The sequence below is a fragment of the Clostridium sp. 1001283B150225_161107_B6 genome (assembly GCF_015556325.1).
In the GTDB taxonomy this organism is placed as follows: domain Bacteria; phylum Bacillota; class Clostridia; order Lachnospirales; family Lachnospiraceae; genus Enterocloster.
This window is the reverse complement of the sequence record NZ_JADNMD010000002.1, coordinates 198,984-223,367: the sequence shown is the minus strand read 5'-3', so window position 1 is coordinate 223,367 and position 24,384 is coordinate 198,984. Positions and strand designations below refer to the sequence as shown.

23 protein-coding genes are annotated in these 24,384 nt (G+C 51.9%); 3 read left to right on the top strand and 20 right to left on the bottom strand.

What is annotated here, in order from left to right; all coding sequences use genetic code 11:
* The 5 genes from I2H39_RS06065 to I2H39_RS06045 form a co-directional block, all read right to left on the bottom strand.
* The coding region (locus I2H39_RS06065; protein WP_243281780.1) for a substrate-binding domain-containing protein at nucleotides 1-476 on the bottom strand (476 nt) is incomplete at its 3' end.
* Nucleotides 477-575: 99 nt separating this feature from the next.
* Complete coding sequence (locus I2H39_RS06060; RefSeq protein ID WP_195626088.1) at nucleotides 576-1,607, bottom strand: ABC transporter permease; 1,032 nt, start codon at nucleotides 1,605-1,607, stop codon at nucleotides 576-578.
* Between the two features lie 110 nt (nucleotides 1,608-1,717).
* Nucleotides 1,718-3,232 (bottom strand): sugar ABC transporter ATP-binding protein, encoded by a 1,515-nt coding sequence (locus tag I2H39_RS06055; protein ID WP_195626087.1) that lies wholly within the window; start codon nucleotides 3,230-3,232, stop codon nucleotides 1,718-1,720.
* 459 nt (nucleotides 3,233-3,691) lie between these two features.
* Nucleotides 3,692-5,113: a D-alanyl-D-alanine carboxypeptidase family protein gene (locus I2H39_RS06050; protein WP_195626086.1), complete on the bottom strand. Its 1,422-nt coding sequence runs from the start codon at nucleotides 5,111-5,113 to the stop codon at nucleotides 3,692-3,694.
* Nucleotides 5,114-5,259: 146 nt separating this feature from the next.
* Nucleotides 5,260-5,700 carry an HIT family protein gene (locus I2H39_RS06045; protein ID WP_195626085.1) on the bottom strand — a complete coding sequence of 147 codons (441 nt, stop codon included), beginning with the start codon at nucleotides 5,698-5,700 and terminating at the stop codon, nucleotides 5,260-5,262.
* Nucleotides 5,701-5,855: 155 nt separating this feature from the next.
* On the opposite strand from I2H39_RS06045, the gene I2H39_RS06040 reads away from it, so the two are divergent.
* The 3 genes from I2H39_RS06040 (at nucleotide 5,856) to I2H39_RS06030 (ending at nucleotide 9,129) form a co-directional block, all read left to right on the top strand.
* Nucleotides 5,856-7,391, top strand: a complete 1,536-nt coding sequence (locus I2H39_RS06040; RefSeq protein WP_195626084.1) for a polysaccharide deacetylase — start codon at nucleotides 5,856-5,858, stop codon at nucleotides 7,389-7,391.
* Between the two features lie 156 nt (nucleotides 7,392-7,547).
* Complete coding sequence (locus I2H39_RS06035; RefSeq protein ID WP_195626083.1) at nucleotides 7,548-8,315, top strand: ABC transporter ATP-binding protein; 768 nt, start codon at nucleotides 7,548-7,550, stop codon at nucleotides 8,313-8,315.
* Nucleotides 8,308-9,129, top strand: coding sequence for an ABC transporter permease (locus I2H39_RS06030; protein WP_195626082.1), 822 nt, complete (start codon nucleotides 8,308-8,310; stop codon nucleotides 9,127-9,129). The genes I2H39_RS06035 and I2H39_RS06030 overlap by 8 nt, the downstream gene beginning before the upstream one ends.
* A 160-nt stretch (nucleotides 9,130-9,289) precedes the next feature.
* Here I2H39_RS06030 and I2H39_RS06025 read toward each other — a convergent pair whose 3' ends face one another.
* From I2H39_RS06025 to I2H39_RS05960, 15 genes are all read right to left on the bottom strand, one after another.
* Complete coding sequence (locus I2H39_RS06025) at nucleotides 9,290-11,092, bottom strand: ABC transporter ATP-binding protein (RefSeq protein WP_195626081.1); 1,803 nt, start codon at nucleotides 11,090-11,092, stop codon at nucleotides 9,290-9,292.
* Complete coding sequence (locus I2H39_RS06020) at nucleotides 11,089-12,819, bottom strand: ABC transporter ATP-binding protein (protein WP_195626080.1); 1,731 nt, start codon at nucleotides 12,817-12,819, stop codon at nucleotides 11,089-11,091. Before I2H39_RS06020 ends, I2H39_RS06025 begins: the two co-directional genes overlap by 4 nt.
* A 3-nt stretch (nucleotides 12,820-12,822) precedes the next feature.
* Nucleotides 12,823-13,254 carry a MarR family transcriptional regulator gene (locus I2H39_RS06015; RefSeq protein ID WP_195626079.1) on the bottom strand — a complete coding sequence of 144 codons (432 nt, stop codon included), beginning with the start codon at nucleotides 13,252-13,254 and terminating at the stop codon, nucleotides 12,823-12,825.
* A gap of 266 nt (nucleotides 13,255-13,520) precedes the next feature.
* Entirely contained in the window at nucleotides 13,521-13,763 is a 243-nt protein-coding gene (locus I2H39_RS06010) for a FeoA family protein (RefSeq protein WP_330640800.1), read from the bottom strand.
* Nucleotides 13,764-13,871: 108 nt separating this feature from the next.
* Nucleotides 13,872-15,200, bottom strand: coding sequence for a PTS transporter subunit EIIC (locus I2H39_RS06005; protein WP_195626078.1), 1,329 nt, complete (start codon nucleotides 15,198-15,200; stop codon nucleotides 13,872-13,874).
* Between the two features lie 29 nt (nucleotides 15,201-15,229).
* Entirely contained in the window at nucleotides 15,230-16,216 is a 987-nt protein-coding gene (locus I2H39_RS06000; protein ID WP_195626077.1) for a GNAT family N-acetyltransferase, read from the bottom strand.
* Complete coding sequence (murQ, locus tag I2H39_RS05995) at nucleotides 16,197-17,096, bottom strand: N-acetylmuramic acid 6-phosphate etherase (RefSeq protein WP_195626076.1); 900 nt, start codon at nucleotides 17,094-17,096, stop codon at nucleotides 16,197-16,199. Before murQ ends, I2H39_RS06000 begins: the two co-directional genes overlap by 20 nt.
* Complete coding sequence (locus tag I2H39_RS05990; protein ID WP_138309737.1) at nucleotides 17,093-17,980, bottom strand: MurR/RpiR family transcriptional regulator; 888 nt, start codon at nucleotides 17,978-17,980, stop codon at nucleotides 17,093-17,095. Before I2H39_RS05990 ends, murQ begins: the two co-directional genes overlap by 4 nt.
* Nucleotides 17,981-18,178: 198 nt before the next feature.
* Nucleotides 18,179-19,591 (bottom strand): MATE family efflux transporter, encoded by a 1,413-nt coding sequence (locus tag I2H39_RS05985; protein ID WP_243130003.1) that lies wholly within the window; start codon nucleotides 19,589-19,591, stop codon nucleotides 18,179-18,181.
* A 70-nt stretch (nucleotides 19,592-19,661) separates the two neighbouring features.
* Complete coding sequence (locus I2H39_RS05980; protein ID WP_195626075.1) at nucleotides 19,662-20,813, bottom strand: ABC transporter permease; 1,152 nt, start codon at nucleotides 20,811-20,813, stop codon at nucleotides 19,662-19,664.
* Nucleotides 20,810-21,970 carry an ABC transporter permease gene (locus tag I2H39_RS05975; protein ID WP_227146741.1) on the bottom strand — a complete coding sequence of 387 codons (1,161 nt, stop codon included), beginning with the start codon at nucleotides 21,968-21,970 and terminating at the stop codon, nucleotides 20,810-20,812. Before I2H39_RS05975 ends, I2H39_RS05980 begins: the two co-directional genes overlap by 4 nt.
* Before the next feature lie 11 nt (nucleotides 21,971-21,981).
* Nucleotides 21,982-23,046: an efflux RND transporter periplasmic adaptor subunit gene (locus I2H39_RS05970; RefSeq protein WP_195626074.1), complete on the bottom strand. Its 1,065-nt coding sequence runs from the start codon at nucleotides 23,044-23,046 to the stop codon at nucleotides 21,982-21,984.
* A gap of 4 nt (nucleotides 23,047-23,050) precedes the next feature.
* Nucleotides 23,051-23,467, bottom strand: coding sequence for a MarR family transcriptional regulator (locus tag I2H39_RS05965; RefSeq protein WP_195626241.1), 417 nt, complete (start codon nucleotides 23,465-23,467; stop codon nucleotides 23,051-23,053).
* 124 nt (nucleotides 23,468-23,591) lie between these two features.
* Complete coding sequence (locus I2H39_RS28800) at nucleotides 23,592-23,735, bottom strand: hypothetical protein (protein ID WP_171042660.1); 144 nt, start codon at nucleotides 23,733-23,735, stop codon at nucleotides 23,592-23,594.
* Nucleotides 23,732-24,334 (bottom strand): cytidylate kinase-like family protein, encoded by a 603-nt coding sequence (locus I2H39_RS05960; protein ID WP_195626073.1) that lies wholly within the window; start codon nucleotides 24,332-24,334, stop codon nucleotides 23,732-23,734. The genes I2H39_RS28800 and I2H39_RS05960 overlap by 4 nt, the downstream gene beginning before the upstream one ends.
* Nucleotides 24,335-24,384: the final 50 nt, after the last annotated feature.

Genomic DNA, 24,384 nt, shown 5'->3' with positions numbered 1-24,384 from the left:
CCTGCCGCTTTGTTGTCCGTGGAGAAGGTTGCCTCTGCATCCACGTTGGCCGGGGAGTCTACATATACGATTTTGACCCCTGAGGACTGTGCCTCCTTTAATGCGGATGAAATGGCGTCCGGGCCGTTGGCTGCCACGATGATGGCCTTTGCGCCTGCGGATACCGCATTATTCACACACTCAATCTGCTGTGCGTCATCCTTGGTGTTGGGAGCCATAAACTGGACCGTCACGCCCAGCTCCTTTGCAGCCTTCTGCGCGCCCTCATTCAGGGTTACCCAGTGCTGGTCAATGGAATCCATGGTAATCAGGGCAATCATGGTATCGGAACCAGCTGCCGGTGCTTCTGTCTTTGCTGCTTCTGCCGATGACTGCGCTGCGGTGGTGGCCGACACATCCTCAGTCTTGCTGCCGCACCCGGTAATAAGGGACGCAGCCAGGCCCAGGGAACAAGCCAGTGCTAACATTTTTTTCATTGCATTTCCTCCTTTTTTGCGTACACGCATGTTCACTTTCACATACATTTTATATTAGCGTCAGGGGTGCTGGCCCGCGACGTCTAATTCCACAGGTTATTAAGCTTTCTTTTCCGCTGCCGGACGTTTCCTTATGAGCATTCCCTTGCGGAGCACCACGTCCAGAAGCACTGCAAACACCACAATGATGCCGATAACCAGGCGCTGGATTCCCACCTGTACCCCAATCATGTTAAGTCCGTTCTCAAGGGTCTGCCACACTGCCGCACCCGCAAAGGTTCCCAGCAGGATTCCGGTTCCCCCCAGAGGGGAGATACCGCCGATAACACCGGCCGCCACTGCATACATCTCATACATATTGCCTGCTTCCATATTTCCCATATTAGCCTGGCCGCAGAGAATCAGACCTACCACAAAGGAACAGAAGGCACTGACCAGATATGTCTTTGTAACGGTTGCCACCACGCTGACGCCGGAGAGCTTGGCGGCCTCCACATTGGAACCAATGGCGTATATATGACGGCCGGTCCTGGTCTTGGAGAGCAGGAAAAAGAATGCGATAAACAGTACCATGGCAATCCAGAAGGTATTAAACACGCCGGCTGTCTTTCCGTAGTAAAAAAATGCCTGGAACTTATCAGCAGCTTCCTTGCCGATGCCGGAGCTGATGGCATCCGTGTTGCGGTTTCCGTTTACCATATAAGCCACGCCTCTGGCCACGAACATGGTTCCCAGGGTTGCTATGAATGGCGGAAGCTGGAATTTCCCCACCAGAATGCCGTTTATCACGCCGATGGCCAGGCAGCAGACCAATGTAATGAGTATGGCGGCCATGGGATTGACTCCGTGGGTCATCAGGGTCGCCGATATCATAGCGCTCATGCCCACCACGGAACCGATGGACAAATCAATATTGCCTGTTATGAGCACATAGCTCTGTCCAATACCGATAATCAGATACTTTGACATGGAACGAAACAGATTGGTAACATTCTGCCCTGAAAATACAGTTGGATTAATTGCTCCGAATGCTATGTAAATGACAATGAGTCCCGCAAAGGCAGTCAGAGCTCCCCTCATGCCCCTTATATTCAAAAACTGTCTGAGGGCCCCTTGATTCTTGTGATTCATACCTTTCTCCTCCTAGTTATGAGCACTTGGCGTCCGTCCCTTGGACGCTTACGTGCGATACATGTCACTGGCACTTAGCGAGGTTTCTTCGAGCTTAGTGCAGTGGCTCGTTATGAGCACTTGGCGTCTATCTTCTTCTCAAACCTGGTCGCCAGTGTCAGAATACTGTTCTGGGTAGCCTCCCTGGCCATCAGTTCACCGGTGATGCGGCCGTCGCACATGACCACGATTCTGTCAGCGATTCCCATGACTTCCGGCATCTCCGAGGACACGAACATGACCGCAATTCCCTGCTGCTTTAACTGGTTCATCAGATTATATATTTCCACCTTGGCAGCCACATCAATTCCCCTGGTAGGCTCATCAAATATGACCACCCTGGAATTGCGGGCCAGCCATTTCCCCACAACCACCTTCTGCTGGTTGCCGCCGGAGAGGTTACCTGCATTCACATCCACATTCGGGGTTTTAACCTTCAGGTCAGCCACCACCTTCCGGCACATCTCATCTTCCCTGGACCTGCTTACCACGCCCATCTTGTTGCAGAGCAAATCCAGATTGGGAAGGGCTATATTATGCCGGATGCTCAGTTTGGTGCAGAGTCCGTCCTTTTTCCTGTCCTCAGGGGCAAGCACGATTCCGGCCTGAATGGCATCCTCAGGCTTGTGAATGGCGACCTCCTTACCGTCCAGGAAAATCTGTCCGCTCTCCTTGGGGTCGATGCCGAATATGGCCCTGGTAGTCTCGGTCCTTCCCGCTCCCATCAGACCTGCAAACCCCACGATTTCCCCTTCATACAGCGAGAAATCCACATCCCGCACCATCCTGCCTGCATTCAGGTTCTTTACTTCCAGAACCTTCTTTCCCTTTTCACAGGAAACCCGGGGGAATTTCTCTTTGATTTCACGTCCCACCATATTGGCGATAATCTCATCCAGGGTGGTGTCCCGGAAATCCATGGTTGTTATGTACTGTCCGTCCCGCATGATGGTCACACGGTCCACAATGGACTGAAGCTCCTCCAGCCGGTGGGAAATGTACACGATTCCGCATCCCTTTTCCTTCAGACTGTGTATGATACGGAATAAGTCCTCTATCTCCCTGGCTGTCAGGGCAGATGTGGGTTCATCCATAATCAGGATTTTCGCATGGGTGGAAAGGGCCTTGGCTATCTCCACCATCTGCTGCTTTGATACAGGCAGGTCGCCCACCACCTGATGGGGGTCCAAATCTATTTTCAGCTCATCCAGAATCTTTCTGGCCTCTTCCTCCATCTCCTTATTTGACAGAACCATGCCCTTTACCTTCTCACGTCCCAGGAACATGTTTTCCGTCACTGACAGATGCCTGCACATGTTCAGTTCCTGATGGATGATTGCCACTCCGGCTTCCTGGGCCTGCTTCGGATTCATGTCGCCGTACGCCCTGCCGAATATCTCCACCGTCCCCTCATCCCTTGTGTAGACACCGCTGAGCACCTTCATCAGTGTACTCTTCCCCGCACCGTTTTCTCCCAGAAGCGCCATGACTTCCCCTGAGCGCAGTTCAAAATGCACATGGTCCAATGCCTTGACTCCCGGAAAACTCTTACAAATGTTCTCCATGGAAACAATTGTTTCGTTCATTCTCAGCCACCTGTCCTTCTTCATAATCCATTATCTGACTTCTATCTCTGGTTCTATTATACCAAGCTTCAGTTTTACAAATAAGGGGGGCTTTTTCCTAATTAGGGGGGTATTTTTATGCATTTTTTATATGCCCAGGAGGTTGTGACAGAATCACGTTTGTCATATATATTATATTTGTGCTGCTGTCAATTAATATTATTGGTGCTTTTTCAACTGCCGCGTTATCACAAAAACCTTCTAAGATAATACGCCGAAAATGTGTTTTAAATGGCATTAAATCCATTGTTAAAAATAGACGAAGCCGTATCCGGCTATTTATATTTCTGCCAAAAAAACTGCTCTCCATCAGGAGAGCAGCCGATTTAATACCCTATATTTTTCACTCACACATTTAACATCTGCGCATTCCATACCTGTATATTCCCTATCTATACATTCAATACCCCGGAACACATCCTACTGCCGGTTCAGTTTCCAAGCCCCCACAAGCTTCTTCAGATAGTCCATATATCCGGCTTCCCGTATGCTCGCGTTGGTCAGCACATTAACCTCTCCCAGCTTTTTGCCGCCCAGGGAATATTCCAGCACACCTGCCTTCTGGCCAGGCTCCACCGGAGCAGGCACGGATTCCAGAAGCACCAGCTTCTTCTCAATGGCTCCCAAATCCTCACCCTTAAGGCTCAGGTAGGAAAAGGTTCCCTCGTAAGTCAGACCCACCTCATCCTCCACGCCTCCCGTGACAGGCATCTGGGGCAGGGGCAGGTGTTCCTTGTCTTCATAGAGCTTGCAGTTTGCATAACCATAGTTGAGAAGGGTCTGGGCATCTCCAAACCTGGCCTTGAAATCCGGCGCAGCCATGATGGCGGCGATAAGGCGCACCCCGTCCTTTTCCGCTGTTGCTGACAAGCAGTATTTGGCGATGGATGTGGAACCTGTCTTAAGGCCGGTGACCGTAAAATTAGTTGCCATCTTAAGCAGCTTATTCGTATTGGACAGGCCGAATTCCTTAGTCCCCTGTTTTGTGACATGGGTGATATTTTCCATCCATATAGTGGAATAATTATGTATCTGCGGATATTTGTTAATTAGCTCACGGCTCATGACGGCAATATCCCTGGCCGTGGTGTAATGGTCCGCTGACTCCGTCAGTCCGCAGCAATCCACGAAATGGGTATTAGCCATGCCAAGGCCGGCCGCCCTTTCATTCATCATCCTCACAAATTCATCCTCGGTGCCTGCTATGAACTCAGCCATGGCCACGGACGCGTCATTGCCGGATGCGATTACAATACATTTAATCAGGGTTTCCACGGTCTGTTTCTCACCCTCCTCCAGAAACACCTGGGAACCTCCCATGGATTTGGCATGGGCGCTGGTGACCACCTCGTCCGTCAGCTGGATTTTCCCGGACTGAAGGGCATCGAAAATCAGTATCAGCGTCATGACCTTGGTAACACTGGCAGGACTGCGTTTCTCATCGGCGTTCTTCTCATAGATTACCTGCCCCGTGGACGCCTCCATGAGTATGGCCGATGGTGCGGCTATCTGGACCGCTGTCTGGGACTGGTCCGCTGGCGCCTCCGCTGCCTGGGCGTTTCCCGCTGCCTGCCCATTACCCGCTGTCTGCGCACTTCCCGCTGTCTGCGCACCTTCCGCTGCCTGCCCGCTTCCCGCTGCCTGCCCGTTTCCCGCTGCCTGCCCGTTACCCGCTGCCTGCCCGCTTCCCCCTGTCTGTCCTTCTTCCTGTCCATAGAGGCTGCTCCCTGATACCCCGGCTCCCACGGGGATGGCGATTTCCGGCTCCTGTCCCAGGGCGGCAATCCCGGGGTAGGAGGCCAGTATTGCTACTGAGCATAATATCGCTGCAAACCGTCTCATATTTTCCTCCAATAAAATCATCTGCTACTAATTGTATGGGAGTGGACAGACAGCTTATGCCCGCAAAGCCTTGATTTTACCGCAAAAAAATGCAGCAGGACCGGATTGTACCGGATTCTGCTGCATTTTTCCCTACCTTATTATAATTATACTTCCTTCAGCGCCTGTCTTAAATCCTCTGCCATCTTCTCGTACTCAGCGTCTGTGAGCATGGTCCTTCCGCTGTTCATCTCAAAGGTACCGCCCCATTCTTCGCCGCCCTCATACTTGGGAACAATGTGAAAATGCAGGTGATGTCCTGTATCGCCGTAAGCGCCGTAATTTACCTTGTCCGGATGGAATACCTTATGTACGGCGCGGGCCACCTGGGCCACCTCTGCAAAATAATCATTCCTCTCCTCATCGGTCAGGTCAATGAGCTCGCTGACATGTTTCCTATGCGCCAGAACAACCCTGCCCTTCTTGCTCTGCTCCTTGAATACATAGAGAAAGCCTGTCTTCATCTCACACACAGGATAACCGAACTTAGCCACCAGTTCGCCCTGCATACAATATGCGCAATTAGAATCTTTTACCATATCTTCCATGATTATGTTCTCCTTTATGTTTATTCATATCAACTTAAACATACCACGGAACAGGATGAATTTCAATTCCAATATTTGTTTTTTCTTTCATAGTACCCACTTCATGGAATCTATGCTATAATGAGTAGGCAAGTATCAGATACAGGAGAATTTTTATGAGCAGAGCAGATTTCAGACGCCGGCAGTCCCGCAGGCGCAGGCAGAAGCTTGCACGGATGTCACGGCATCTTCCCACATTCATTTTATTATTAGCAATCACTGTACTGGTAGGGGGCGGTATCTTCGCTCTCTACCGGTTTGTTTTAGCGAAACAGCCGTCCGGGGACGGAACGGTCCAGGTTATTGCCACATCCGGGCAGGATGGCTCCCGTAATCCGGCCGGAGACAGCGGTTCCCATGGTCCTGATTCCCCAGGCGGTGTTTCCGGAGACGGTTCCGGCACATCTGAACAGCCGTCCGCGGATGCGCCCCAGGACGATATTTCCCGGCTTATAGCCCAGGCTGACCGCATTGCCATGGGCTATGACTACGACAAGGCGGCAGAGCTTATTAACACCAGCGGCCTGGACCTTGAGGACTCCCGCATAAAGGAGGCCCTGGCCCGGTATGAATCCCAGAAGGCAGCCCTGGTCCCTGCTGACATGAATGCTGTCACCCACATTTTTTTCCACTCCCTTATCATGGATACATCCAAGGCATTTGACGGGGATACGGACAGCGCCAACTATAATTCCGTCATGACTACCAAGGATGAATTCCTTAAGATATTGGAAGAGATGTACGTGAAAGGCTATGTGCTGGTCCGCATCCACGATGTTGCCTACGAAGCTCCGGACGAGAACGGAAATGTCCGCTTTGTAAAAGGCAGCATCATGCTGCCGGAGGGGAAGAAGCCCTTTGTCATGTCCCAGGATGATGTCTGTTATTATCCCTACATGGACGGAGACGGATTTGCCAAACGAATCGTGATTGGCGAAAATGGCAAGCCCGCCTGCGAGATGGTAATGGACGACGGCACCACATCCACTGGTTCCTATGATTTGATTCCGCTTTTAGAGGACTTCATACAGGAACACCCTGACTTTTCCTATAAGGGAGCAAGGGCCATTATTGCATTTACAGGCTATGAAGGCATACTGGGATACAGGACCGCCTCCTCCTACCAGGACAGTCCCACCTATGAGGCTGACCGGGAACAGGCCGCCAGGGTGGCCCAGTGTCTGAAGGACAATGGCTGGGAGCTGGCTTCCCACAGCTGGGGACATCTCCACCTGGGGGTGGCGGATGCCCCGGAGGCCGGATTTGCCATTGAGGAGGAACGGTTCCGCACCGATACGGATAAATGGGAGGCCGAGGTGGAATCCCTGATAGGCCCCACCGATATCCTTCTCTATCCCTACGGCAACGACATTGCCGACTGGCGCCCCTACCATCAGGACAATCCGCGCTTTGCCTATCTGGAATCCAAGGGATTCCGCTACTTCTGCAATGTGGACGCCAGCAAGCCATACTGGTCCCAGATGGGAACAAATTACTTCCGCATGGCCAGAAGAAACCTGGACGGCTACCGTCTTTATGAAGACCTGGTCCAGACCGACCCGTCCAAAAAACGTCTGACTGATTTGTTTGACGCTGCCGGGGTATTTGACTCCGCCAGGCCGACGCCGGTGAGCTGGAGTTACCAGAAGTAAGAATTATGCTTTCCATACATATTGTCATCATGCAGGCTTCCTGCCGTGTCCAAGCGGCAGGGGCCTGTTTTATTTTTCATGCTCCGGGCGAACGGTTTCCCGTTGTCTACATATAATAAATCAAGGAATTGATTTCTAATTGAAAGGAGCTTCTTCATGATTCCCAAACTGGAAGTAGACGGGGTCAGCTATTCCTACCATTCGTTGGATGGTGAGACGCTGGCCCTTGACCATATATCATTTGATGTGTCCCCCGGGGAATTCCTGGCTATCGTGGGACCTTCCGGATGCGGCAAGTCCACGCTTCTGTCCATGCTGTGCGGACTGACACAGCCTGAGGGCGGCACCATCAACATAGACGGCGCCCCCCTGACCAAATCTCCTTCTGCCATTGGATACATGCTGCAGAAGGACCATTTATTTGAATGGAGAAATATTTTCTCCAATATATCCCTTGGACTTGAAATTCAAAAACGGTTGGACGAACCTGCCAGGCAGGAACTGCTGGAAATGATGGCAGCCTACGGTCTGGCCGGTTTTGAATACGCCAAACCGTCGGAATTATCCGGCGGCATGCGTCAGAGGGCAGCCCTCATACGCACCCTGGCCCTTAAGCCGGACCTTCTTCTCCTGGACGAACCGTTTTCGGCCCTGGATTACCAGACCCGGCTGTCTGTGTGCGACGACATCAGCTCCATTATCCGTCAGACACACAAGACCGCCATACTGGTGACCCATGACCTGTCTGAGGCCATCAGCGTGGCTGACCGCATTGTGGTATTGTCCCCCCGTCCCGGAAGGGTAAAGAAAATCCTGTCCATTGATTTTCCGGATATGTGCACCCGTTCCCTGGACCGCAGGAACTGCCCGGAATTTTCCACTTACTTTAATATGGTATGGAAGGAGCTGAGGACATATGAATAAAGATAAACAGCCTGTATCGGCCTGCAACATGTCTGTTGCCCAGCAGGAATATGTGGCCCGCGAAATACGGCGCCACCGCCAGGTGACCATATGCCGCGTCATGCTGCTGGTCCTTCTTCTGGCACTGTGGGAGCTGGCTGCCGACATGCACTGGATTGACAGCTTCATTTTCAGCTCTCCTGTGATGATTGCAAAATACCTGGTTTCCATGGCACAGGACGGAAGCCTGTTCCTCCACACAGGGGTAACCCTTATGGAAACCCTTATCAGCTTTGCCGTGTGCACCGTCTTCGGCCTGGCATGCGCCCTGCTTCTGTGGTCCAGCAAAAGCGTGGCCCAGGTGCTGGAGCCCTTCCTTGTTCTGTTGAACAGCCTTCCCAAATCCGCTCTGGCCCCCCTTCTGATAGTATGGCTGGGCAATAACATGCGGACCATTGTGGTGGCTGCTGTGTCCGTGGCTGTATTTGGCTCCATTCTGACCTTGTACACAGGATTCTCCCAGATGGATACAGAACAGATTAAACTGATTTACTCCCTGGGAGGCGGCCGCAGGGATGTGCTTCTAAAGGTCTTGCTGCCCGGTTCCCTGCCCCTTGTTATCAGCAATATGAAGGTAAACATCGGACTGTGCCTGGTGGGCGTGATTATCGGTGAGTTCCTGTCCGCCAAGGCCGGACTGGGATATCTCATCACCTATGGTTCACAGACCTTTGCCATGACCATGGTGGTGACTTCCATTGTGATACTATGTATTGTGTCGGGGGTGTTGTATCAGATAATTGCATATGCGGAAATGAGAATACGGAAAAGATAGTGCCCCCCATAATCTCAGCTGTCTGAAGCCATCATATAACAAACCGGCCATGTGCTTCGTAAAACGAAGAACATAGCCGGTCTGTTTTTATACCTGAGGATTCGTACCTCCCAAACGCAGGAGCACCGGGGGCTTACATCGTGAAAGCTCCCCGGCCGTCTTACCCCGCATTCTCAGCCGCAAACTGGCTATTATACAACGCCGCATAATAGCCTCCCCTGGCCAGAAGCTCCTGGTGGTTTCCCACCTCCTTGATATCTCCGTGTTCCATATACACAATCAGTTCCGCATCCTTGATGGTGGACAGACGGTGTGCGATGACAAAGCTGGTCCGGCCTTCCATCAGTTTGTTCATGGCCTTCTGGATAGCCACTTCGGTCCTGGTGTCCACGGATGAGGTTGCCTCGTCCAGAATCAGGATTTCCGGGTCGGACAGGAAGGCCCGGGCAATGGTCAGAAGCTGCCGCTGGCCCTGGGCGATATTGGAAGCGCCCTCATGGAGCTGCATTTCGTAGCCTCCCGGCATGGCCATAATGAATCCGTTGGCGTGGGCTGCCCTGGCAGCGGCAACGACCTCCTCATCGGTGGCATCCAGCCTTCCATAGCGTATATTCTCTTTTATGGTGCCTGCAAAAAGCCATGTATCCTGCAGTACCATGCCTATCATGGAACGCAGGGCCCCCCGCTTCATATCCCGCACATCCACGCCGTCAATGGTGATGCTCCCTCCATTTACATCGTAAAAGCGGAGAATCAGGTTGACCAGGGTGGTCTTTCCCGCTCCGGTGGGTCCCACAATGGCAATCTTATCGCCGGCGTGTACATGGAGGTCCAAATCATGAATCAGGGTCCGGCCTTCTGCATATCCGAACTGTACGTGGTTGAAATCCACATTTCCTTCCGGATTTTGGGGGAATTGGGAATGCTCTGCTTCCGGTACTTCCTCCTGCGCATCCAGGAATTCAAACACTCTTTGGGCCGCTGCCATGGTTGCCTGCATGATATTCGCAATGTTGGATATCTGGTTGATGGGCTGAGAGAACTGGCGCAGATACTGGATAAAGGACTGAATCATTCCTATGCTCAGCCGGCCGTTGATACAGAGCCATCCGCTGACAACCGCCACCCCCACATAGCCGATATTGGTCAGGGCCTGCGTCAGGGGCATGATGATGCTGGAAGAAAACTGCGCCTTCCAGCCATTGTCATAGAGGCGGCTGTTGATATCCTCAAAGCTCCCGATGATGTCCTCCTCTTTTCCAAAGGCCGCAATGACGTTCTGTCCGTTGTACATCTCCTCCACATACCCGGTAAGCTCACCCAGGGCTGACTGCTGCCCCTGGAAATACCGCTGGGAATGTTTTACCACCTTCATGCTCACCAGTCCGCAGACAGGGATGACGCAGATGCCAATCAGGGTCAGGATAGGGCTGACCACCAGCATCATCACAAATATGAATACCATGGTGCAGACAGCTGTGATAACCTGGCTGATGCTCTGCTGGAGGGATGTGTCTATGGTATCCACATCATTGGTAACGCGGCTTAACACATCCCCGAATGTATTGCTGTCAAAATAGGCCAGGGGCAGACGGCGGATTTTCTTGTCCACTGCCATCCTCAAATCATGCATTGTCCGCTCCGCCACCCCTGCCACAATGTACTGTCCGGTATAGTTGAATAGAAAAGCCAGCACATACACGCAGCCCAGCTGCAGCAATACGGCGGCAAACGCCTTAAAGCCCCGGAGAACGCCTGTGCTGTCCGCCGCCACAGCCACCAGCGCGTCCATGGCCCGGCCAAGGGTGTACGGTCCCTGGGTGGTAAACACAGCTCCCAGCACAAGACAGAACACCATGAGAATGATTCGGATGCGGTATGGCTTCATAAAACGGAACAGACGGCCCATGGTGCCTTTGGTATTGATTTTCTTATCTGTTCTGCTGACATTCACTTGTTTCATGCACTCATCTCCTCCTCTGATAACTGGCTGCGGACAATTTCCTGATAGGTTTCACAGGTATTTAAAAGCTCCCTGTGGGTGCCCATTCCCATGACCCTCCCTTCATCCATAACAATAATCCGGTCCGCATTCATGATGGTGCTGACACGCTGGGCCACAATAACCACCGTGGCATCTCCTGTCTCCCTGGCCAGGGCCTGGCGCAGGGCTGAGTCCGTCTTGAAATCCAGAGCGGAAAAGCTGTCGTCAAACACATATATCTCCGGTTTCCTGACAATGGCCCTGGCGATTGCCAGACGCTGCCGCTGCCCTCCTGAGACATTGCTTCCGCCCTGGGCAATGGATGAATCAAATCCATCCGGTTTATCCTCAATGAAATCCGTGGACTGGGCAATGGCTGCCGCCTCCCGCACCCGCTCATCGCTGGCCGAATCATCGCCGAAACGGATATTTTCCATAATCGTTCCCTTGAACAGCAGGGCCTTCTGGGGCACGTAACCGATTTTTTTCCGGAGGGTCCTGCGGTCATAGTCCTTTACATTGACTCCGTCCACCAGCACCTCTCCCTCCTGTACATCATAGAAACGCGGAATCAGCCCCACCAGGGCCGTCTTGCCGCTGCCCGTGCTTCCGATGATAGCCGTGGTCTCTCCCGGCTTTGCCTCAAAGCTCACATGACTGACAGCCGGCGCTTCTGCCCCCGGAAAATAAAAGCTTACATCCCGGAATGTCAGATAACCTCTCTGCCCCTCGGGTGCCCTGGGAACCGCCGGGTCCCCTATGGAATTCTCCGTATCCAGCACCTGGCAGATACGGTCCGCAGAAGCGGCACATCTGGGGTACATGACGAAAATCATGGAAAGCATGGTCACCGACATCATGATTTGCATGACATACTGGATAATTGCCAGAATATCCCCTGGCATTACAGGCTCCGCGCCGATGCCCTGGCCGGCGCGCCAGAGAAGCCCCACCACGGTCAGGTTTAATATCAGTATCAGGGACGGGCCCAGCAGCGACATGGCATGCATCATTTTCATGGCATTGTTCATCAGGTCCTTGTTGGCCCCGTCAAAGCGCTGTTCCTCGTAATCCTCGGTCCCAAAGGCCCGGATAACGCGGATGCCGGAGAGTTTTTCCCGCATAATCAGATTAATCCGGTCAATCCTGGTCTGCATCTTTCTGGACAGGGGCATGGCCCTTCTTCCAATCAGGCTGATAACCAGCACCATCACCGGCATGGATACCACAAGGATGCTGGACATTTTCGGGTTTTTGCTGTAAGCCAGCATGATGCCCACCACACACATAATAGGGGCTGTCAGAATGATGCGCAGGAACATGACCATAAAATTCTGTACCTGGGTAATGTCATTGTTGGTGCGCGTAATCAGCGATGCAGTGGAAAATGTGTCAATTTCCGCCTGCGAGAAATATTCCACCTTTGAAAAAATCCTGCTTCTCACATTCCTCCCCAGTCCCAGGGCGATTCTGGAAGCAAAAAAGCCTGTGGTAATATTACAGACCATTCCCAGAATGGCGATTCCCAGCATGATGGCGCCGGTGTGAAGAATGTAATTCATATCCTTATCCGCGATTCCTTTGTTGATGATATCCGACAGATAGGTGGGAAGGCCCAGTGTGGCCCCCACTCCGGCCGCCACGCTGACCAGCACACATAGAAGCTCCAGCCTGAATGCCCTTAGCTCTGCAAATATTTTTTTCATGTTCTACCTCCTAGTCAAATACTGTTCCAGACATTTTAACCCTTTTAAGATAGTCTCCAGGTCCTCCCGGCTCATGGTATCCTTCTCAGAATGGCTGCCCATCTGCTCCTTCATGCCCAGAACCAATGCCCGGCCCTTTTCGGTAAGGACGACGTTTATAAAACGGGCATCTTTTTCATTCTTAACCATTGCGATTAGGCCGGCTCTTTCCAGGCGCCGGCAAAACATGGAGCAGTTTCCTTTGGTTACATGCAGGCTCTGGCTTAACTGTGTCAGGTTTACCTGACCGTCCGCCAGAAAGAGATGGTTGAGAAACCTTCCCTGCTCCGGGGTAATGCCAAAGGGCCTGCACATTTCCTCCACCTTTTCCCGGACCAGCCAGTTTACCTTGCGAAGCTCCTGAAACCATTGGTCCTTAAAATTAATAAATGCCATAGGGAACCTCCCTCCTGATTCCTTGTTTATCATACATATATATAGTTTACATATAAACCATTACAGGATACCATTATGGCTGTTGAAAATAAAGTGTATTTTTATTAAATAAATATAAAATTTCAATAAATTGACAGGACCTATCCTTTGTCTGCCATACATCCTGAAATATGAAAACAGGCTGCCGATATTCCAAAAAGGATATCAGCGGCCTGTCTTATGCCTCTGTCTTTATGCCTGCTTTCCTGACTATTTTCCTGCCCGTCTCATACCTTAATCCGCTCCGCAACCTCATTTCCAATTGCAAGACGGATATGGTTCATTCCAATTATCATGCTGTCCCTTCCCTGCTGGAGCACATTGATGGTACTTCCCTCCCTGATGCCATACCGGTGCATAAACTCCATAACCTGGGGATTTCCCAACATCCATTTAATGGTACAGGCATGTCCTACCTTAATCTCTGCCAATGACTGCATCGCTGCACCTCCATTACTGTCTGCGTTCATACCCGCCCTTCTATTTACTTATATTGTAAACATCAGGAAGTCTGTTAGTCAATGGCAATGTGGGTTAGGCATTTTTAATCTTTTTCATACGGCATCGTGCTTTCTGCCCTAATCCTCAGGGTCCGTAAATCCCATCAGACGGCATACAATGAAGCCGGCGGCATAGGATGCGAACAGACCTACGAAATACAGGGGGAATCTGGTTGTAATGAAGGCCAGCGGGATTCCCGACAGCTCAGGAACCTTGGCAGCCACCTTCATCACTGCCATGACGCTTCCGCCGATTCCGCCGCCGATACAGGATGCTATGAACGGTTTTCCAAGGGGAATGGTACAGCCCCACATTAGGGGTTCCCCTATGCCCAGCATTCCCACGGGAAGCGCATTCTTAATGGTCTTCTTCAGTCTCTGGTTCTTGGTTTTCAGGTACACATAAAATGCAGCTCCCACCTGTCCGGCTCCGGCCATACAGGTAACAGGCAGCAGATAGGTCACGCCGAAATCCGCTATGAGCTGGGTGTTGACCGCTATAAGTCCATGGTGCATTCCTGTCATTACCAGAGGCAGGTAGATGGCTGAGGCCAGGCCGGCCAGCACAGGTGCCTTATAAATGATGAAGCTGACAAAGGCTCCGATGGTCTCTGATATGAAACCGCCTATGGGCTGGAACACCATCAGGCCCACAAAGGTCATGACGCAGACTGTAATCAGCGGCCGCAGGAACATGTCCAGGAAATCCGGAATCACTTTTTGAAGCTGTTTTTCCAGCAGCACTGCCACATAAGCAATAATCAGCACGGATATCACGCCGCCGCGTCCGGGGGTAATGGACACATGGAACAGCTGTACCCCGGCCAGGGAGGAGCTGTTCAGTATGGAGGCCAGCACAGCCCCGATGATGGGACTTCCGCCGAATTCCTTGGATGTGTTATACCCTACAATGATGGGCAGGATGGTAAAGACTGAGTAGGCCAGGGCGCTCATTATCTTGCCGAAAGCCGTATCCTGAAAGCCCGGGAAAAATACATAGGATGATTCATAGACCGCAACCACCAGTCCGCAGGCAATGAACGCAGGAATGATGGGAATAAAGATATTGGCTATCTTTTTCAGCATGTTCTTGTAGGGGACATTATTTTTTGCCCTGTTTTCCTCTTTCAGCAGAACGGCTTCATCCACTTCCTCGCTTTTAATATGGGTCATATCGCTCATAAGCTGGGCCACTGCCGCCGCAGTGCCCGGTCCCAGCACCAGCTGGACATTGTGCCCCTCCTCAATGACTCCCAGTACGCCGTCCAGCTTTTTAAGCTCCTCCCGTTTCATTTTTTCCGGGTCCTTTACGGTCAGCCTGACCCGGGTGTAGCAGTTTGCTATGGTCCTGATGTTGGATTCATCCACTAACTTGCAGATTGCCTGCGCCAGCTCTTTCTTTGTCATAAGATACCTTCCCCTTTCTTATCCCTTGCCTATACCATTTTTTTAAGTATCGCCCACTCCTGTACTGCCATAAAACCTGCCTTCTCATAAATTCTTCTGGCAAAATTGGTTTCCGTTACAAAAAGCGTCATGTATTCCGCCCCCATGTCCTTAAGCTCCTGACACAGGCTGAAGAACAATACATTGCCGATTCCCTTTCCCCCGTCAGCCGGGTCCACTGCCAGGGCCGAAAAAAATCCGCGTCCGTTCTTCTCCGGATAAACGGTTCCGGCCGTGCCCATAACCCTGCCGTCCCTGTCCTCCACTATAAGGATTTTCTTATGTTCCCTGATTCCGTCGCGAAACTTTTTCAGAAAGGACTGGTCCTTCAGACGCCCAAACATTTCCTCATACCCGAAATTCCTGGCGCCGTCAAACCAGGCTGTCCTTATCCCCTCCTGCTCCAGCTTCAGGATGCGTTCCTGTATATCTGCCGGAATGTAAAATTTTTCCAGTTCAAGATAATAAGAAACCTCTTTTTGTACCAGCTCATACCCCCTTCTCAGAAAAAAGCCGTATCCCGGGGAATCTGTCCTGATTCCCGGCGCCTTGTTATGTTCATGCCCCTCCCGGTCTATGTACCAGGACATTTTAACGGGACATTTGTGGCTGATTCTTACTTCATGCTTTCCCTGGGCTTTCAGGTATGCTTCCGCCTTTTCCAAAAGACCGGTGCCCACGCCTCTGCCCTCATACTCCTCCTTTACCGCCAGCATAAATATATATCCCGGCGTGTTATCGTTGTTTTGTCCCGGCAGGAATTCCTTTTGGCTGACAGCGGTCACAAATCCTGCCAGACTGCCGGAATCCGTAAAAGCCAGGATGCACCCTTCCGGGTCAAAATCCGGTTTGTCCAAAAGCTCCGCCTTCCATTCTTCCGGCGACTCATAGGCCTTATACCGGATACGCACTGCTTCCTCTTTCCACAGCCGCACCAACTGGGGCAGCATGGTTTCCTTATACGTCCTGTATTGCATTCCGAACATACCCCCCTGCCCGATTTAGTCTTTCCTCTGCAGCTTCTGCGCTGCAATGCAGCAGAATCATGGTGATTGCCAGCTTTACGCTTCCCTCTGCCTTCTCCAGACAGTCCCTGGCCTCTTCCCGGGTGCATCCGGTGGCTGTCATGACAATATTTTCCGCCCTTGTAATCAGCTTCTTATTGGTCTGCACAACATCCACCATCAGGTTCTGGTAGACCTTTCCGATTCCCACCATACTTCCTGTGGATATCATGTTCAGCACCATCTTCTGGGCCGTGCCGGCCTTCAGCCTGGTGGAACCGGTCAGGACCTCGGGGCCCGGCACAGGTTCAATGGCAAGGTCCGCCTCCTTCCCTATCTCCGAATCCCGGTTGCAGGACACTGCCACGGTCCTGCAGCCAACCCTCCTGGCATACCGGAGGCCGTATATGACATAGGGCGTCCTTCCGCTGGCCGCCAGACCTATGACAATATCAGCCGGAGTCAGATGAATGCCCTTTAAGTCTTCCTCCCCCATGGTCTGGCTGTCCTCTGCTCCCTCCACCGCCCTGACAAAGGCAGCGGAGCCCCCGGCCATCAATCCCACCACCACATCCCGGGATACCCCGAAGGTGGGCGGACATTCCACTGCATCCAGAACCCCCAGCCTTCCGCTGGTGCCGGCCCCAATGTAGATGATTCTTCCCTTTTGCTTCAGGCTGTCCGTACACCATGCAATGGCCTGGGCAATCTGCGGCAGAACCTCCCCAACAGCTGCCACCGCCTTCCCATCCTCCCGGTTCATGGCGGCAACGATTTCCAGTGGCGTCATCTGGTCCAGCCCCATGGTTTCCTCATTCCTGCTCTCTGTTACCAACACTGACAAATCTATCATTGTGTTTCCTCCCCCTGCAATGCGTTCTGTTTTTCATCCGTGCCCCCGGATTTGGCTATATGGGTCTTTCTGAACTGCTCCATGCACTCATCATACCGCCTGTGGACATAGGCAGTGTACAGAATATCTATCATGTTCAGCTGGGATATTCTGGACGACATGGCCCCGCTTCTGAAAATCAGTTCCGTTGCAGCCACTGCCAGGTTATAATCCGCCAGACGGACCAGCGGCGACTGCTCGAACCTGGATATGGTGATGACCGGCGCCTCCCTCAGCCTGGCCTCCTGGGCACATGTTATCATTTCCTCTGTCAGGCCCGAGTAGCTGACAATCAGGGCCAGGTCGCAGGACCGGATGTTTCTGGCCTGCAAAAGCTGGGCATGCCAGTCATCGCAAATCACACAGGGCTTATTGACCCGAAGGAGCTTCAGGTACATGTCCCTGGCCACCAAAAGGGAAGAGCCGATTCCAAACAGATACACGGTCTGGCTCCGGTCCAGCAGGTCCACGCACTGGTTCAGAATGTCCAAATCCACCAGCTTCCTGGTATTGTCAAGGGACACAATATTCTTGTAGGTCACCTTGTTTACCAGCTCCTCCAGGCTGTCGTCCTTTTTTATCTCCTGCTCCATGGGACGCGTGCTCTCCCTGCGCAGGGCCGACTCATACAGCAGCGATTTCTGCAGCTCCTTGTAGCCCTCAAAGCCCATTTTCCTGCACAGCCGGACAATGGTAGCCGCAGAGGAAAATGTTTTGTCCGCCAGCTGCTTTATGCTGTATCCGGCTGCTTCCTCAGGATTTTCCCTTAAAAATCTGAGGACACCCTTCTCAGCCCCGCTGGCCTGTGCAAAATATTCCTGTATCCTGACTAGTACACTTTTCATATAAGTTCCTTTCTATGACTTTATATTACTCCTTTGAACGCTTTTGTCAATATTATCCGATTTTTATGAAAAATTGTTTCACATTTTGATATTTTAACCTTTTATTGTGCATAAATACTGAAAAGCCGCCGCTTTTATCCAGCGGCGGCCTTGACCGTACCTTGTCTGTGAATCACTCTTTGGAATGGTTATCCGGAATCATTCTTTGCCCTCCATCCCAGTCTCTTGCGGCAGCCAGTCCGCCCTGACATAGTACAGGAACATACCGGCCGCACAGACGACCCAGGTAATGGGCCAGCCAGCCATGACCACCATCAGGCTGTGGGTCATGGGCACTGCAATCATCAGATAAATCTGTCTCAGCACCACGAAGCAGCCCAGCATAAAGAACATGGGGACCTTGGAAAGTCCGGCGCCGCGCAGGGCTCCGTTGAGTACCTGGACCACGGCCAGGGCAATGTAAGCACGGGAAAAAATGCGGAGCATACTGCTCCCGTTTGCAATTACCTGAGGGTCATTTGTAAATACGCTGATTAACAGGGGCGCGCCAAAATACATTCCCACGGAGCCGGCCAGGATAATCAGGGAGCTCATGACCCAGGCAGCAAATATCCCCTTCTTCACCCGCTTATACTTACGGGCGCCGATGTTCTGCCCCACAAATGTAGTGATTGCCATATTAAAGCTCTGCAGGGGCAGCTGGAGGAATCCGTCAATCCGTAAGGTGGCCGAATACCCGGCCATGGCAGCCGTGCCGAACCCGTTGATGTAGGACTGGACCACCACATTGGAAAAGGACGTGATGCTCTGCTGGCAGGCAGCCGGAAAGCCGAAGGCAATGATTTTCCGAATCATTTTCTTGTGGAACCGTATCTTGCGCAGTTCCACCTTATAGTCCTCCCCTGTGTGCATCAGCTTGTACATAACCATGGCCGAGCTCACTGCCTGGGCTATGATAGTTGCTATGGCCACGCCTGCAATACCCATGTGAAACCCGCACACAAAGGTAAAATCCAGGATAATGTTCACAATACTGGCCACTGCCAGATAGAACAGAGGGTGCCTGGAATCCCCCACTGCGCGCAGTATGCCCGAACCCATATTGTAGAAAAGTGAAAATGTGATTCCGCAGAAATATATCATCAGATACAAAGAAGAATGGGGGAGAACGTCCTCCGGCACCCCGATTGCCCTGAGGAGGGGTCCTGTGTACAGCAGCCCCAGCCCTGTGAACACAATACTCAAAATCCCTGTGAGAGCCATGGAGCTGTGTACCGCCCTGCTCATATCCTCCCCCCGTCTGGCTCCGAAATACTGGGAAATGACCACACCTGCGCCCGTGGACAATCCCATGAAAAATCCCACCAGCATGTTGATGACAGGAGTTGAAGCCCCCACCGCCGCCAGGGCATTGGTATTGACGAAATTCCCTACCACATAGGAATCCACTGTATTGTACAATTGCTGGAAAAAATTCCCAATCAGAAGAGGGATTGAAAACCAGAAAATAGATTTAAAGATACTGCCGTCAATCATATCCGTATCAGCGCCTTGCAAGACAACACCCCATTCCCCAAACACTGTTGGCTGCCATTCCCTGTATGTTATCACAAAAAAAGAGAAAGCAGTCTATCACCAAGCTGCTCCCTCTATCATACATGATTTTAACTGAATTATCTATCTATTTTTCACCTGTTCCTATGCATTTCCTTTCCCTCTTAATGCTTATAGCGTACAGGGCGCCTCCGGCTGCCAGCCAGAACACGGTATACAGAGCTGTTCCGGCCAGATGGGGCCAGGCAGCGTCCCAGCCGATTCCTTTCAGGTTTACAGCCTTTAACTCCACTGCAATGTTGGCAATGGGAGAAAATATCCTGGAAGCAATGCTGAGCCACTTAGGCATCAGGTAGAAAGGAAATATAAGCCCTGAGGTAAATATAATCAGGTTGCTGCACATCATATACAGCTGCGCAAAGCAGGCCACCCGCCTGGTAAACGACCCCAGCATCACGCCGAAGGCCACGGCCGCCAGCATGAAAAGCACTGTGCTGAACAGATATAGCCCGACTTCTCCTCTCAGCGGAATATTCTTATACAAGCCCACCGCGCAAAGGGCCGCGAACTGGGTCGCCACCGCGCCGCCTGCCACCACGGCTGTCCTGATGATTCCGTCCTTCAGCTCCTCCCCCCGCTTATCCGGGGAAGCTGCCGCCAGGGCTTTTCTCTTTCGAATCATCAGCGGAATGAAAAATGAGATAAGGAAGGTCTGCATGGTGATGGAGGGAACCAGCAGATAGCTCATTTTCCTGATATAATCCCCCTGGGGCTCATACAACGTCCTGTCCACATAAGAAAATGTACCCAGGCTGGTCTGGGCCGCCGAAGGGTAGAAATTATTGCCCTCCAGCATCTTAAGCTGCATACCCGCACTCATGGTTCCCAGCACGGACGAGGCCGCGCCCACTGCCCCGCCTCCGGTGATAATGTTGGAGCAGTCTGCAAATATCACGGCCTGGGGTGATTTCTTAAGGGACATATCCCGGCTGAAATTCCTGGGTATCATGACGCCGGCCTCAATCTTCTTATCCAGGATGGCCTGTTTTAAATCCTGTTCCGAATCCGCATAATACACAATATCCAGCGTGGGATTGATGCCGAACTGCTTCACAATGGACTGGGACAGGGACGAACGGTCCTCATCCAGAATTCCAAAGGGAACATCCTCCGTGTAATCATTTTTCCAGATAGTAGTAATCAGCAGCATACCGGCCAGCACGGAAATGAACAGGCCGATGACCGTGTTTTTCTCTTCCTTCCATATCCTGCTTATCATATCCCGGCCACCCCGCTTTCCGTCATGTGACTGTCCGTCAGCGGATTTCCCGCCTCTGTCCTGACATTCCTGAATTTCCTGGCCGCCAGAAGCACCATTACCGCGCTGAATCCCATGAGCCACAGAACATGATGGGCCTCGCTCAGAAAGCTGCGCTCCACCAGAGCCATGTCCCTGAGCGGCAATATGTAATGGGTATTTGGCATGAACCAGGTAAGAAACTTACAGGGCCAGGGCATGGAGATGACCGGAAATGTGTAGCCGGCTAACAGCATGGTAAAACTTATGATGCCGCATTTCTGCACCGCCTCCTCGCAGTTACCCCCGGTCCCCAGGTTCTGGAGTATCCCGAAAAGGGTAATGCCGAAGCAGGTGAATACAGTCATCAGGATACCGGCCCAGGGTGAGCTTTTATAGGGAAAACCAAAGCACAGGCTCTGGGTCACCATACAGCCCAGGGCTGAAATACAGGCAATACCGGTAATAAACCCCGCCTTCTTCATCAGCCTTCCAAAGCTTTTCCGCTCGCACACACAGGCACCCACGCAGCCTGCTCCTATCTGCACAATGGTAAGGAGAATGCCCTCCATCATCATATATGCCACGTTCTTGGAGGGATTGCTGATGGCCTTTGTCACATATCCCATGGGCGCAATCAGGTTCATGGCTGCCTGGGGCGGTATGCCCCTTCCCTCTGCCAGCTTCAGCATATAGCCGCTTTTGATGGTTCCCAGGGCCTCGGCAATGGTCCCCCTCATGCCGCTGGCAACCGTTGACAGGGCTCCGTCGTTAAATATCATGATTTTGGCTTCCCGGCTGTTGAGCAAATCTTCTGAAAAATGCTCCGGAATCACGATGCCGGCCAGTGCCTTATTATAGTAAAATGCTTCCTTCAGGTCATCCTCCTCACCTGTACATGCAATGACGTCGAAGGTCCTGTTATCCGAAATCATCTGAATCAGGCTCTGGACCGTCTCCGAATGGTCGTGGTTCACAATGACCGTGGGAACCTTCTGAAAGGGCAGGTGAATGAACTCCGCCCCCATGAGCAGACTCAGTATGGTAGGCGCCAGAAGAAGAATCAGCATGGGAATTGTTATGTACCTTTTTTTCACAGAAGATGCCAGGCTTCCGGCCTGTTTCATCCATTCTCTCATATACCATCACATCACTTTCCAAAGTCAACATAGGCTGTCATACCGGAACGCAGCTCATCCTGCAATTCTGCCAGGTCGTCAAAGGTCACCTTGATTCCATAGGTCAGGATATCCCAGTCCGCTTCATTGGATGCTTTCTTGGTGGCAAAATCCGCCTCCTTGTTAATCCGCACCACTTTTCCCTTGTATTTCGTCTTGCCCAGAGCTGCCAGGGAGATATCCACCTCCTGGTCCAGCTTTACCCGGGGAAGCTTCATTTCATCCACATCGCATGTGATATAGGGGGCATAAATATCCGCAACCACCACAGAGGGAAGTCCTGAGGACACCACATCCCCTGCCTTGACATTCACGGTTGTCACCAGTCCGTCCACAGGGGAGGTGAGGACGCATTTGTCCAGGGTGGTGTCAATCTGCTTCAGGGCTGCCTTGGCCTGGTCCACCCCGGCCTGGGCCTGGGCAATCTGCTCCGGCGTGGCTCCGTTTTGGGCTTCGGAAAGCTTGCTCTGGGAAATCTCCAGATTGGAACGGGAGCTGTCCAGGGCTGCCTTTGCAGAAGCCAGGGCTGCTTTCTGGGCATCCACCGAGGACTGGGATACGGCTCCTGCCGGAACCAGGGCCAGGGTCCTCTGGTAATCAGCCTCCATCCTGGTATAGGATGCCTGGGCATTTTCCAGGTTTGCCTGGGCAATCCGGACCGCCAGCTGCAGCTGTTTCATCTGTTCCTCAGTTGCGCCGTTTAACAGGCTCTGGTAGGCTGCCTGGGCCTGAGCAAGGGCTGCCTGGGCCTGTTCCCTCTGGGCAGTCAGGGTATCGCTGTCCAGGCGGACCAGTTCCTGTCCCTTCTTTACCAGCTCCCCTTCCTCCACCAGAACCTCCTTAATCTGGCCGCCTGTCAGCGCATTGATGTTGCTCTCATCCATGGTCACATAGGACTGCACCACCAGATTTTTCTTGTTCTTAAATAATAAATCATCTCCCGTTACATGGCCGAAGATGATTGCCAGGACAATGACGCACAGAATAGCGGCTGCCGCTGCCCCTATGATTTTTTTCTTGGATTTTGCCTGCTTCATGTTGTTACAGTTTCTCCCTTCCGATATTTCTCTCATACTCCCTTACATTTCCGACGATTTTACACATAATCTGCTCCAGGGCCCGTTCTTCCTCCGGGGTAATTCCCGCAAAAATGATTTTCTCCCACTGGTCCATAATATCCTTCAGCGCATCGGCTGCCTCTTTTCCTTTATCCGACAGGCACACCAGCTTTTCACGCTTGTTCCCAGGATTGACCTCCCTCCTGACATATCCCCGTTCCTCCATGGCAGCCAGCACCTTGGCTGTCTGGTATTTGTCGATACCGGACAGGCTGGATATGGTATCCTGGTTGCCGTATTTGCTGTAGCCAATGACCAGAAGCACGATTCCCTCGGAAAAGGAAAGGCCGCAGGACCTGAATTTAATGCACAGAAACCTTCGTTTGCTTTTTTCAATCATGGTGGATATTTCTTGTATGGTACTCACCTCCCCGCCTTAATTATATGTGTTTGACAACTGTTGTGTTTGACAAATATTATATGCATTTTGCGAATGAAAATCAACCCGTTTATTTTTCACAAAATTACAGCCTGACTTTTACGATTTCTCCGTTTAATTGACGGTATGGTTCCTCCGGCCTGCATACAGACGAAAAAATGCCGTGAATCAGTTGGATTTCCGGTTGGGAATCCGTCCGATTCACGGCATTGGCGCGGTTGTCTGTCATTCCATCATTTTCACAATCAGGTCCGCGCAGCCCTCATACCCCAATACGGAGGTGTTCAGGCAGGCGTCATAATTTTCCATATCTCCCCAGTTCTTACCGGTAAAATAATGGTAATAATCGCTTCTCTGGCTGTCCCGCTTCTTAAGCTCCTCCTCCGCCTTCTCAAAGGCTATGTCGTCTACCTCGCAGATACGGCGTTTGCGTTTTTCCATGGAAGAGGCATAAATAAACAGCTTAAGCACATCCCATTCTCCATCCAGGGCAAAATCAGCGCATCTTCCGATAAAGATACACGGCCCCTTACTTGCCAGCCTGCGGATGGTGTCAGACACTTCCTTATTGATATCAAAGGGCTCCTGCATTTTGTTGTAGTTCTGGAAGCGGAAGGCGTACAGCACCAAATCATGAAGCAGGCTTCCGGTCCGCTTTTCATCCAGCTTTTTCAGTTCCTCGATGCTGATTCCGTTGTCTGCCGCTGTCACTGCCAGAAGCTCCCGCCCATAACAGGGAATCTCCAGGCGCTCCGACAGGATACGGGCCACCTCCCTTCCTCCGCTTCCGTACTGACGCTCAATGGTGATACATCTGTTTCTGCCCATAATCATTCCTTCTTTCTTATATATCCCAAATGTCCCTGAATATCCTTAAG